Origin of the sequence: Pedobacter hiemivivus, from assembly GCF_004331685.1 — a bacterium.
Taxonomy (GTDB): domain Bacteria; phylum Bacteroidota; class Bacteroidia; order Sphingobacteriales; family Sphingobacteriaceae; genus Pedobacter; species Pedobacter hiemivivus.
The window spans coordinates 368,447-380,792 of sequence record NZ_SJSM01000002.1 but is presented as its reverse complement, the minus strand read 5'-3'; the positions used below and the strand labels follow the sequence as shown (position 1 = coordinate 380,792).

The window sequence follows — 12,346 nt, the reverse complement described above, 5'->3', positions numbered from 1 at the left end:
TTGTCGTTATATAGGACTACCAAAAAGGATTTTGAACTAAATTCGGGTTTACTGCCAGATTATCAGCCTTAATAGGCCATAGATAGTCTTTTGTATTAAATACAGGAACGAATAAATTACGTGGACGGTAATAATTCAGCGCCTGATCATCATAGATGCTCCATCCTTGCATCGGCTTAGTCATTACTGTCTGTAATTCCTTCCAGCGACGCAAGTCCCATCCAGGTATACATTCAAAAGCAAGTTCAATTCTTCTTTCCTGATGAATGATTTGACGAAGACCAACCTGATTCGCATATTTTGAAGGAGTTGTAGAAAGCTGAGCGGTCCATGCTTCAGTTACAGTTGGAATTTTGGCTCTTTTTCTTACTTCATCAATATACGGCAATATCTCTCCATAACTTTTCCCTTGTTCATTCAATGCTTCTGCATATAACAAATAGAGATCAGAAAGCCTCATTAAAGGAAAATGAAAATTTTCGTAGGTCAATCGGTCATTATAAACAGTTAAATAATTCACTAGTTTCTTTGGCCAGTATCCTGAAATATTGGTATGACTTTGATCTTTAGGTCCGGCATAACTTGTAGTACCTCTTGCTTGTATATAATTTGCATTCGCTGGATCTGATAACTGACCATTTCCATACCAAACACCTCCGTCAAATGCAATAGAAGCATAAAATCTTGGTTCACGTTTAAAATGTGCTTTGACTGTTTCATAACCATTGTGCACGTGATACTGATCTTCAGAAGTTCCGGTTTTTAAGGTATATCTATTTCTATAATCCCAGGTTTTATCTTCATCAATCGGAAGTCCGTTATTTGTATAAAACAGCTCCTGTTCGGCAATTGGTACAGCAAAAAAACCTTGAGCACTACCTATATTTAACGCCGATGCTGCCGTTAAACGTGGTATAAATCTTTCTTGCCTTCCAAATCCAAAATTAGGTGCCATTCCCCATATCAATTCTGTATTTAATTCCCACTTTTCAGTAATAGCTGTTTGAAACGTTAAAACATTTACTAATTCCTGTGGAAGATTTGCAGGCATATTTGCTGTAGGCGTAAAGGTGTGCAGCTTTAAACCACTAGCCAAGCAAGCGTTTAAGGCTACAGAACAGGCTTCTGCTGCACGATCCCATTTCTTAGGATCTTTTTCCTGACTAAATAATACCTGTCCATCTTTATTAGTAAATCCAGTATAATCAGAATTCCCATTAAATAGCGGGCTTGCTGCTGTTACCAGGATTTGAGCTTTTACAGAACGCGCAATGAGCCCCGTTATTCTTCCCAGTTCCTGCGCCTGATTTTGAATTTGATTAGGCAAATTCGGAGTAGCTTCATCAATCAAACGGACCATGTAATTAACTACTGAATCTACAGGATTTCTTTTAACTCGAGTTTCCTCAATTGAACTGTTAATGGGCAGATTGACATTAGTAATCGGTATAGGACCGTACATCCTGAACAAATAAAAATGGTAGTAAGCCTTTAAAAACTTAACTTCCGCAATCCACCTCTTCTTTTCCGATTCTCCAAGATCAATAGGTTTATCAATATTTTCAAGCATGGTATTACAACGCCTTATGGCTTGAAACAGAGCCTGTCCTCCTTCATTGCCATCCCAATAATTTAATCCTGGCGTGCCGCTAGTTTGCGTACCTCTCATCATATTGAAGCCCACAGCATTGATACTCTGTGTATCATCTATTTCTTTTGGTCCCGGGAATACCAACTCTCCAGATGTAGCGAATCCTGCATCCATCCATGGCTCCTGCATCTTCTGTAAGGTAGAATAACAACTAAACAAGTAATTTTCAGCCTCATTACGATTTCTAAAAGCATAATCTATGGTACCTACGTTATCTGGTGTAACGTTCAGATACTTTTTACACGATGTTAAGGACAATCCCAGAATCACTGTGTATAAAAATTTTGAATATAATGACTTCATGTCTTTATTCTTTATATTAACTATAAACTAATATTTATTCCAACATTATATACCTTTTGCAAAGGATAAGAGAATCCATTCCCACCTATTTCAGGATCCCACATGGTGAAAGGACTCCAGGTAATCAGATTAAGTCCACTGAAATAAACCCTTAGGTTTTTGACCTTAATCTTGCTTAGCAAAGTACGTGGAAGCGTATAACCTATTTCCATGGACTTCATCCTCAGAAAACTGCCGTCACGCAACCACCATGAGCTATTTTGCCGGTTGTTTTCTATCACCGCACCATTTATTCCAAGCCTTGGATACAAGGCATATAAATTTTGATTATCCTCCGACCAATGGTCATCTGCAAATTGTTGAATTACTTGCGTATTGCCCGGTAGCCAGGAGTCAGGGCTTTTAATAAACGGACTTGTCCTCCCTGGATCAATTACAAAAGAAACCCCAGTTTGTCCCTGAAAGAACACATTAAAATCAAAGTTCTTGTATCCAGTAGACATCCCAAATCCATAAACTATCTCAGGTACTGATGGATTGCCAAACCAGGTCTGATCTTTACCATCTATTATGCCATCGCCATTTAAATCACGATATTTAATATCTCCGCCCATTGGCGCGATACCATTGTTACTAAATATTTGTTTCGGTGAATTTCTAGCTTCATTATCGTCAACAAATAACCGTTCAGCTATATAGCCATAGTTTCTGTTAAGCGACACCCCATTATGAAGACGATATTTTTCATCAAAGTCAGGTTCTTCATATTGAGTATATTTATTTTTGGCGAAAGTAAAATTAGCCATTGAAGCTATCCAAAAATCTTTACTAAAGTTTTGCTTTCCATCCAGCGAGAACTCTATCCCCTGTGACTCTACTTTTCCGATATTTGCAGATATACCTGATTCTAAGCCCATTGAAGTAGGGATATCCTTTCTCTCTTGCAAAATATCAGATTTATAATTCTTATAAACCTCTGTGGTGAATCTTATATTTTTAAGCAGGGTAAGTTCCAATCCCAAATTAATTTGCTTAGATACCTCCCAGGTAACATCTCTATTTTCATAATTATTAATCTTCACACCATTGTGTGAATAGTCAAGATTTGTTCCAAATGAAGCAGAATTCCCCCCATTTAAATTAACATCTGACAAATAGAAAAACCTCCTGTCACTAATGGCATCGTTACCAACAAGACCATAACTGGCCCTTAGTTTCATTCGATCAATCACATTGGCTAGGTTTCCATAGAATTTCTCACCAGATACAATCCATGAAGCGCCAATGGTTGGAAAGAACCCAAATCTATGGTTTTCAGAGAATCGCTCAGATCCATTGTAACCAAAGTTGAACTCAAGGAAATAACGACTTTTATAGGCGTAAGTAGCACGTCCAGACAAACCTAAATTCCTAAATGGTAATGAATTGAATAAATTATCTGCATTTGCGTTTAACTGCTGTTGCTGCGTTCCAATTAAAGCTGCACTTACATTATGATTCTCGTTAAGGTCAGCAGAATAATCTAGCACGCCTTGCAGATAAAGAAAGGTGTTTAGTGTACTTTTGCCCGCATAATAATTTAAATATTCCCTTGCCTGATCCGGTTTATTATTAATCCAGTTTAAAGTGTATTGATTTGAAGCTTTATCATACGACTGGACATTATAAAAATAAGGCGCATAAGCCAATTGAGATTCAAACCGTGCGTACCTGTTCGTACTGAATATCCCTTTAAAATTTAACCCTTTAGTCAGGAAATCTAATTTTTGGTTCACCTCCAACTGAGCAAGCATTCTTGATTCAGAAAACCTTCTATTTCCTCTAAGTAAGGCAGCATAAGGATTGATGTTTTTCACATCAGTTGAAGAACTAGGCGGCGTAGTCCCATCAGGCAGAACAGTAGCACTTGTATTGTTACCAAAAAGGATATGCTGTACACCTGCATTAGCAGCATCTGGCTCATAATAAGCTGGAAAATCAACCGGACTGGTATGCGTCGCGATGTTATAAAGATCTGTCGCAAAAGAAGGGTCATTGGTCATAGGCCCTGTATATTCATTAAAATTACCAGACAAACGAACTACCAGTTCAGTACTGCTCGTAAGGTCGATATTAATGTTTGACCGAAGTTGATAATTTTTAAAACTTACATTATTATTGTTGTTGTTCCTAATGTCTGTTCTTAGTATCCCATTATCATTTGAATAGGAACCAGCAATATAATAACGAGCAACTCCCCCACCACCTGAAACATTCAAGTTAGCCCTTTCTGTACTTGTACGCTTTTTAAACAGCATATCCATCCAGTTAACAGCAGGATAAACATAAGGATTACTACCTGGTGCGCCGTTTATGGATGCCTGAGTATTCATTATTTTATTCGGCGTATAAAGTGCTCCCGGTGAATTTCTGGTTGTCAAGGCTTCATTATAAAGCTTCATGTAAGTAATTGGATCTGCAATTTCCAGGGATTTAACCGCCTCAGAAGCTGAGCCTTCCAGTCTGAAATTAATTTGAACTTTTCCTGGTTTTCCTTCTTTGGTTTTAACGAGGATCACCCCATTTCCACCCCTAGCCCCATATAAAGCCGTTGCACTTGCATCTTTTAGAATAGAAAAGCTTTCAATATCATCAACCTGTAAACGTGCCAGATCAGAAGAAGTCATCTCCACATTATCAATCAAGATCAAAGGATCCCTTCTATAACCGAATGTGGTCACGCCTCTGATAAAGAAATTTGAATTGTCCTGTCCAGGCTGTCCGCTTGGCTGAAAAGCAATAACGCCAGAGATTTTACCAGCCATTGCTCCGGTTAGATTACTGGAAGGAACCTTCAGGTCTCCGGGACGCACGGTTGATACTGCTCCAACAATTGCTTCCTTGCGTTGTTTCTGCCCCATTGCCGTAATGACAACCTCATCAGCTTGAATACTATTTTCAAGTAACTTGATATCGATCACATTGGTATTAGCCCCAACGGTTACTCTTTGTTCAATATAACCGACGTAGGAGAAACGCAGTATTATACCTGGGTCTACATCAATTATAAACCTTCCGTTATTGTCGGTTTGCGTACCATGTTTTGGTCCACTTATGGTAGCAACAACAACACCCGGAAGTGGTAATCCGGTCGCATCAGTAACTTTACCAGTAATTGTTTTTTTACTACCCGTTTGAGCGAAAGCTTCAGACGTATTGAATATGGTCAAGAAAATTATTAAACAGCTAAGTATATGCAGGCAACTTAACTTTTTAGGTACCAGAAAGCACCTATAAAACCAGTAAAAATGTTTCATCAATTATTAAGTTTTTAAAGTAAATGAGTTCTGTACAGATTAAACTCTAAATGTGATAATTTAAACAAATGCGTCAATTGCATTATTGACAATAAATTTGTCAGGAAGAATTACACTTAAATAACAGTTGATAGTTGATTTGCGGTGTGGGGCCATTAGATCCCATAGATGCGAACACATTCATAATCTATATTTGGTTTGGTTGTTTCGAAATAGTTTGTATAATCACCTGTACTATACTACACTATCCTACTATCAAAAGTAGGAAAATATTTTATATTCCAAAATTTATTTTTTCAGAATTATTTTTCATAGCGAATTAACACCCCTAATTGACGCATCTATATAAACAGATGGAAATCAATGCTATAAAAAAAACCAGAAATTGATAGCGCTTAGTTTTATAAAGAATTTCTTCTGATCAGCTTATTCTTCATGATGTGTTTTATGGGTTTTCTTGACAATACAAATTCTGCAGCCATTTCACCCATTTTTTCAAAGTCAATAGAAAAAGTAGTTATTCCATCAAAAATTATTTCCTTAACATTATCATCATTATGGGAAAGTATACCCAAATCTTTCCCAGGTTTCAATCCTTTAAGTTTGGAATCCTTAAGAATTTCCCATAATTCCAGGTTATGAATTGTAAAGTATACCTTATTTGATTCTATACTACCAGATTCATATTTGTTCTTTATGATGCCGTTAACCTTATAATCCTTAATAAAACGTTGAAACGAATCCAGTACATCGTTTGGTTCTGCTGATTGTTGTTTAAAAAAGAAAACAAATTGGTCAAACTCTTTAATACGGTCTGCAAGCTCCACAAAGGCGTTATAGGATGATTGTTTAAATTCCTGTACAATATAGGAATGCTCTTCATTTAGGTCTAATTTCCGATCAACAATCAACAGTTTATTCATAGGAAATTGTTCTACCAAAGGTATTGCTTCAGGAACATCAATCGGAGCGATAACATACATACCGTATTTACCTTTAATGTTATTTATAGTACTCTCAAATACCGAAAAATTATTATGGTGAAAAAAAATATCCAGCTGAATGTTTTCCCCTATTTTGTTTCTGAAACTCTGATAAAATGTCTCCTGAAAGGTATCAAATGCATATAACAACAGGCATACCCTTAAATGCTGTTCGGTATCCTCTGTAGCTACAAAATATCCCTTTCTATTTTTAGATTCGATGATACCCCTGTTTACAAGTTCCTTATAAGCCCTTGAGATTGTTTCACGCGCAAAACCAATTTCTTTTATCATCTGGTTTACAGATGGCAATATGTCACCCCTCACTAGTATCTTTTGATTCAACGCATTGATGATCCCTTGAACCAGTTGTTCATGTTTCGAAAATGTAGATACATCTTCTAAAACCTTAATTTCATTAAATAATTGAGATAGCTTCATGGAGAAAATGAGATAAACAGCAAAGATGAATGTTGGCCGTTAATAATTATTCTGCGGTGAATATATAAAAGTTTTTACATTTTTAAGGTTTCACTAATTTCTTTACCGCTATTTTGGACCAGGAAATTGAAGACTAAAAGTTGTGGATGCTAAAAATTGTGGATATAAAATTTTGAATAGCTATTATACGCACAGACCTAGACTAAGTGTGATCTGATTTTTTTAATGCACTCATCTTTTCAACCAACAATTCCTGTACAGGCTCGCTGGCAATCACATTAAAACTCCAGATATCATCGGTTATAAAAATATAATTACCCTCAAAACTGTAAATATAATCCCCTCCTTCCATTCCAATAAACCAGTCTTCTTTCTTTAGATCAGGAAATGTTCGCAATACTCCAGCAGTATTCCCTGATTTCATCCTCATCTTTAAAATCATCCAGCAAGGGCAAAATGCTCGTTTCTTTGCTTAGCTTGTACTTTGATAGCATTTCATCAATCTCATTTGCCATAGTATGCTAATATAATTGATTTGGACAATAAAAACGCCAATACGCCAGACACCGTCCAAATCGACCCGCTACATTGTCTATTTCAACCTCTCCTAGAAGCATAATTTCTCTGTAAATTTGTCTAAACATAAACCAGACATGAAGGTTTAAAACCATAGAAAAACGTTAAATTTATTATACTAACCTTAAAATCTAAAAACATGAAACTTAAAAGTTTAGCACTTGTACTATGTTTAATCATAGGTGGTCAATTGGCAAAGGCACAAGAAAAAGTAGCAGATATCGTAAAGGAATGGGAAAGAGCGAAGGCTTATACTAAAGAATACTTAGAGACAATGCCCGAAAGTGGTTATGCTTTAAAGCCTACTCCAGAAATGCGATCTTTCGCGGAACAACTATTGCACCTGGCAGATGCCAACTACGGTTTCGCTTCGGCAGCTATAGGTACGAAAAGTCCATATGGTCAGGGTGAACTGGAGAAAACTGGCGATAAATCAAAATCTAATGTGAGTACATTAGTGCTGGCTAGCTATGATTTTGTGATCGATAATATAAAAAAGATGACAGAGGCACAACTGACTGAACCCATCAAATTGTTTGGACGTTTCGATATGACTAAAGGAATGGCTTTAGAAAAAGACTTTGAACACCAAACACATCACAGGGGCCAAACAACAGTATATCTTCGATTGGCCGGAGTTAAGCCTCCGCAGGAAAAACTGTTTTAATATCAAATAATTATAGATATCCATATTATAAACATAACTAGGAAAAACTTTTACTGATCGCTTCCAGGTAAGTTTGATTATTGGATCGCTTGAAGATAATATCCTGGCATTGGTTGAATTGGACAAATGCTTTTAAGGCTTGAATAAACTTTTCAATAATGATTTCCTCAAGATCGATGGGTTCAAAATGAATGTTATGGACGATCAGTACTTTTTGTTTACGGTCGGCTTTGGCATCCATCCTTGCGATAAAAGTTTCTCCTGCGAGTACAGGTAGTGAAAAATAACCATACAGGCGTTTGGGAGCGGGCACGAAGCATTCGATCTGGTAATCAAAATTGAAAAAATCCTTTAAGCGCTGACGGAAGACGTTGAGGATATCGAAGGGCGAAAGGATGAAGACTTCATTCGATAGTTTAATGTTAATTTCCTGATTGTGGAGCATATAGAACGGACCTTTCAGGCCATCGACAACTACAATTTTTACTTTGCCGCTCTGAGCCATTTTTTCCAGCTCCTTTTTGACGAGGTTACTTTTCACACGACGGGCGCGCCAGGCCATTTCCTTAACGGAAGCAATGCCCAATGCACCTAAGGTACGGCAGATGACAAAATTGGCGTATTCTTCATCGGTGGGTATGGTTAAGTCTGTTTCCTGCGGCACTAAGTTGAGCGGCACATCGTAGACTTTCTGGAAAGCTTTGGTGCGGGTAATCATCAGCGTCCCATCAAGGTAAAGCCTTTCGAGCGCAACCTTGGCTGGTCGCCAATCCCACCAGCCCGAACTGGCTTCCAATCGGTCGTTCTCAAAATCCCCAACCATTAATGGCCCTTCACGTTCCACCCGATCCAGGATCTCCTTCATTAAATTCATTTCCGATTTGCTAAGCGGTTTCCCTTGCGTTTCAAAAGCCTTTTTTACAGGCAGTGAAAAGCGAAAATCGCGCATGGGAAGATAACCTGCATCCGAACTGAAGTACTCATAAATACGACCATCTTCGCAAAGCTCGGCCAGCCATTCCGTTTGATAGTCCGGTACACGCGCGGCCATGACATGGTGATGGGCACGTTCCACGACGTAATTCGTATCCAGCTGCAGAAAACCCAAATGGTCAATCACTCGGTAAACAGCCTCAATTCCCGTCCCGAACTGTACTTTCCGGGCGAGTCCGGCGGCTTCAAGGATAATCTTCCGTGCTTGCTGTTTCGTAAGACTTTCCCACGCTATGGCCTTGCCTTGAATTAAATCTTCTTTGTTAAATGGTTGCGACATTAAAACAAAAATACCCAGAATTAAGCATTAACCAAAGGTCCCCCTTGACTAAACCCAGAGGGTATTCTTACAAACGCTTTTCCAGTGAAATATTCCGCAAGTGCGGGTTTAAAACCTTCAGTTTCTATTTCTAATTTTTTCTCCATGTCTTTTTATTTGCCAACCCTCTTTTGCAAATGCTCAGGATAACGACCACCTTGTATCTGTATTTCCGTAGCAGCGGCTTCTATTTGATTCAAATCGGTTTCACTAAGCTGCAAGTCTACCGCGCCAATATTTTCTTCCAGGCGATGTAATTTAGTGGTGCAGGGAATCGGTGTGATCCATGACTTTTGCGCTATACTAAGATCAGGTATGAACTAGAACGCGGTATCGACAAGCCCGATCAGTTAAATTTATCGCCGAATTATTTCGGCGATCTCATCAAGAAAGAAACCGGTAAATCCGCGCAGGAATACATCCAATTGAAAACGATGGATATTGCGAAAGAAAAGATTTTTGATGTTTCTAAGTCTGTAAGCGAAATCGCTTATGAGTTAGGTTTTAAATATCCGCAACATTTCAGCCGATCATTTAAACAACATGTGGGATATACTCCGAATGAGTATAGAAACCTGAATTAGATTTAATTCCCTATCTTTCTCCTACCTATGTTATATATTTTAATCGCCCTAATTTGCTTGCTGATAGTTGGCAGCATATTTTATTACAACACACTTGTGAACAAAAAAAACAGGATGAAAGAAGCCTGGAGCGGAATCGATGTGTATTTGAAGAAACGGTATGAATTGATTCCTAACCTCATTGAAACGGTTAAGGGTTATGCCAGTCATGAACAAAAACTAATGCAAGATCTGGTTCGGCTGCGTAATCAAGCGATTCAGGCTCAACAAAATCAGGAGAAAATTAACACCGAAAACCATCTTTCAGAAAACATCAGCAGATTGATGCTTATTGCTGAAAATTATCCTGATTTGAAAGCAAATACCAATTTCCAACAGCTCCAAACTCAACTGGAAACTATAGAAACTGAAATTGAACTCTCCCGAAGGTATTACAACGGCACAGTGAGGGAGAATAACATTCAGGTTCAATCCTTCCCTTCCAACCTTATCGCATCCATCTTTGGGTTCGAAAACGGCATTTTCTTCGAAATAAACAATTCTGCAGAACGCGAACCGCTAAAGCTTTCTTTTTAAATCACCTTATGAAACTTAAACATCTATTTTCGCTGCTCAGGCTGTCACTGATCGTATTGCTCATTCCAGCTTTGTTCACAAAAACATTAGCGCAGGAACCACTTACAGAAGCAACTGAGCAGAATAACCAATCTGAAAGAATCATTTCTTTTCACACCGACATCAGGATTGATACCTCCGGCATGATGTATCTGTCTGAAAAAATCAAGGTTTATGCATCTGGCGATCAGATTAAACGCGGTATTGTTAGGAGCATCCCAGTATATCGTAAAGATATATTTGGCGACAGAAAATCTGCAGACTTTAAAATAACAAGCATTTTAAAGAATGGAAAGAAGGAAAACTACAAGACCAAAAGCGATGGTAGCATTCGCAGTATATACATGGGAAACGAAGATATTATGCTTAAGCCAGGTATCTACACGTATGAAATCAATTATCAAACTAAAGGGCAGGTTGGTTTCTTTAAAACCTATGATGAAATTTATTGGAATGTTACCGGTAGTGAGTGGGATTTCGAAATAGAAAAAGCCTCTGCTACCATTGTACTTCCTAATGGCGCACTAGCTGGCAATACGGCTTGTTATACTGGTCCTCGTGGTTCAACCAGTAAAAACTGTAGCATCAACATCAATCCCGACCAGTCTGTAAGCTTTCAAACTACTGAAAGTCTGCCATCAGGAAGTGGATTTACCGTCGCCTCAGCTTTTACCAAAGGGATTATACACAGGCCATCTAATTTCGAACTTTTTTACCAGGATTATCTGAAAATAACCTTGACTCTTCTGTTGCTCATCGGTCTCGGAACTTATTATTACATCAGCTGGTCGCGTTATGGACGGGATCCGGAAGAACCAGTCATCATCCCCAGTTTTAACATTCCAAATAACTGGTCCCCAGCCCTACTCCGCTATTTTTATATCAAAAAAATAGATGATAAGTCTTTTGCCATCTCGATCATCAATATGGCGGTTAAAAAAGTCATAAAAATCAGCAAAGGAGCAGGCCTCAAAAAAGAAGATTACGCTGTTGAAAAATCAACGGGTTTAACAAATGTGCTGTCGAAAGAAGAAGATGCCATTTACGTCCGTTTCTTCAACAAAAGAAATAGAATATACATCAATAAATCAAATGGTTCGACCATAAATGCAGCAAAAAATGCACATCAGGATAGATTGAAACCACAGCTAGACTTAAAAGGTTTTTTCATTAGTCACAAAAAATCTTTAATCAAATCAACCCTAATTACGCTGGCTGTATTTGTTGTATTCATGGTTTTTGTGGAAACTGGCACTCCTTTGATGCTCCTTTTTCTCAGCCCCTTTGTCGTGATCGGAGGATTTTGCTTCTTTGCAGGATTCAAAATGATAGGCGAATCTTTGCCCGTAGGAATTTTTCTGATCATTTGGGGAGCTGGCTTCGGTGGGGTTCCGCTGTATATGCTCCTTTCTAACCTAAGCAAATTACCTATAATTTCGCTTATATTCATCGTAGCCAGCACCATCATGTATGCACTATATGTCTACCTGATTAGGGCACCTACAGTAGCAGGAACTGATGTTATAAGTAAGATCAAAGGATTTAAAATGTATTTGGAAACGGCAGAGGAGCATCGCTTAAATATGTTGAACCCGCCGGAACACAGCCCAGAATTGTTTGAGAAATTTTTGCCTTATGCGCTTGCCCTTGATGTAGAAAATGCCTGGGGAGCCAAATTTGAAGAGCTGCTCAATGAGGCAGATTACAGTCCTGATTGGTATGAAGGCGACAAGTTTTATTATCCTCGTATTGCCAAAGGTTTTATCGTACCATTTAGTAGCGCGGTCAGCGATAGTAAACCAGATACAGGCTCTTCCTCTGGCTCATCAGGAAGTTCAAGCTGGAGCTCTGGAAGTAGCAGTAGTGGTTCTTCTGGTGGAGGAGGTGGCGGCGGCGGTGGTGGTGGCTGGTAAGGCTC

Annotated in this window: 10 protein-coding genes; 4 read left to right on the top strand and 6 right to left on the bottom strand. The window is 38.4% G+C overall.

Annotation, left to right across the window (positions count from 1 at the left end):
• Positions 1-16: 16 nt before the first annotated feature.
• From EZ444_RS04715 to EZ444_RS04700, 4 genes are all read right to left on the bottom strand, one after another.
• On the bottom strand, positions 17-1,954 hold the full coding sequence (locus EZ444_RS04715; RefSeq protein ID WP_131607565.1) for a RagB/SusD family nutrient uptake outer membrane protein: 1,938 nt from the start codon (positions 1,952-1,954) through the stop codon (positions 17-19).
• 20 nt (positions 1,955-1,974) lie between these two features.
• Entirely contained in the window at positions 1,975-5,163 is a 3,189-nt protein-coding gene (locus EZ444_RS04710) for a SusC/RagA family TonB-linked outer membrane protein (protein WP_225874635.1), read from the bottom strand.
• A 488-nt stretch (positions 5,164-5,651) separates the two neighbouring features.
• Entirely contained in the window at positions 5,652-6,674 is a 1,023-nt protein-coding gene (locus EZ444_RS04705) for a GntR family transcriptional regulator (protein ID WP_131607563.1), read from the bottom strand.
• Between the two features lie 202 nt (positions 6,675-6,876).
• Positions 6,877-7,098, bottom strand: a complete 222-nt coding sequence (locus tag EZ444_RS04700; RefSeq protein ID WP_131607562.1) for a hypothetical protein — start codon at positions 7,096-7,098, stop codon at positions 6,877-6,879.
• 291 nt (positions 7,099-7,389) lie between these two features.
• Here EZ444_RS04700 and EZ444_RS04695 point away from each other — a divergent pair, with 291 nt between their 5' ends.
• Positions 7,390-7,917: a DinB family protein gene (locus tag EZ444_RS04695; RefSeq protein WP_131607561.1), complete on the top strand. Its 528-nt coding sequence runs from the start codon at positions 7,390-7,392 to the stop codon at positions 7,915-7,917.
• A 37-nt stretch (positions 7,918-7,954) separates the two neighbouring features.
• On the opposite strand, the gene EZ444_RS04690 is transcribed toward EZ444_RS04695, so the two are convergent.
• Together EZ444_RS04690 and EZ444_RS27725 are read right to left on the bottom strand one after the other, a co-directional pair.
• Positions 7,955-9,190, bottom strand: a complete 1,236-nt coding sequence (locus EZ444_RS04690; protein ID WP_131607560.1) for a winged helix-turn-helix domain-containing protein — start codon at positions 9,188-9,190, stop codon at positions 7,955-7,957.
• 20 nt (positions 9,191-9,210) lie between these two features.
• Positions 9,211-9,336 carry a hypothetical protein gene (locus EZ444_RS27725; protein ID WP_262711240.1) on the bottom strand — a complete coding sequence of 42 codons (126 nt, stop codon included), beginning with the start codon at positions 9,334-9,336 and terminating at the stop codon, positions 9,211-9,213.
• Between the two features lie 186 nt (positions 9,337-9,522).
• On the opposite strand from EZ444_RS27725, the gene EZ444_RS04680 reads away from it, so the two are divergent.
• From EZ444_RS04680 to EZ444_RS04670, 3 genes are all read left to right on the top strand, one after another.
• A complete protein-coding gene (locus tag EZ444_RS04680; protein ID WP_317130111.1) occupies positions 9,523-9,813 on the top strand; it encodes a helix-turn-helix domain-containing protein in 291 nt (96 codons plus the stop codon).
• 114 nt (positions 9,814-9,927) lie between these two features.
• Positions 9,928-10,389, top strand: a complete 462-nt coding sequence (locus EZ444_RS04675; RefSeq protein ID WP_225874634.1) for a LemA family protein — start codon at positions 9,928-9,930, stop codon at positions 10,387-10,389.
• Positions 10,390-10,397: 8 nt separating this feature from the next.
• Positions 10,398-12,341: a DUF2207 domain-containing protein gene (locus tag EZ444_RS04670; protein WP_131607558.1), complete on the top strand. Its 1,944-nt coding sequence runs from the start codon at positions 10,398-10,400 to the stop codon at positions 12,339-12,341.
• Positions 12,342-12,346 lie beyond the last annotated feature (5 nt).

What these genes read in the sequence shown, in the direction of transcription:
- EZ444_RS04715 (WP_131607565.1), bottom strand. Translation starts at nt 1,954, where the DNA reads ATGAAGTCATTATATTCAAAATTTTTATACACAGTGATTCTGGGATTG.
- EZ444_RS04705 (WP_131607563.1), bottom strand. Translation starts at nt 6,674, where the DNA reads ATGAAGCTATCTCAATTATTTAATGAAATTAAGGTTTTAGAAGATGTA.
- EZ444_RS04700 (WP_131607562.1), bottom strand. Translation starts at nt 7,098, where the DNA reads ATGAAATCAGGGAATACTGCTGGAGTATTGCGAACATTTCCTGATCTA.
- EZ444_RS04695 (WP_131607561.1), top strand. Translation starts at nt 7,390, where the DNA reads ATGAAACTTAAAAGTTTAGCACTTGTACTATGTTTAATCATAGGTGGT.
- EZ444_RS04690 (WP_131607560.1), bottom strand. Translation starts at nt 9,190, where the DNA reads ATGTCGCAACCATTTAACAAAGAAGATTTAATTCAAGGCAAGGCCATA.
- EZ444_RS27725 (WP_262711240.1), bottom strand. Translation starts at nt 9,336, where the DNA reads ATGGAGAAAAAATTAGAAATAGAAACTGAAGGTTTTAAACCCGCACTT.
- EZ444_RS04675 (WP_225874634.1), top strand. Translation starts at nt 9,928, where the DNA reads ATGAAAGAAGCCTGGAGCGGAATCGATGTGTATTTGAAGAAACGGTAT.
- EZ444_RS04670 (WP_131607558.1), top strand. Translation starts at nt 10,398, where the DNA reads ATGAAACTTAAACATCTATTTTCGCTGCTCAGGCTGTCACTGATCGTA.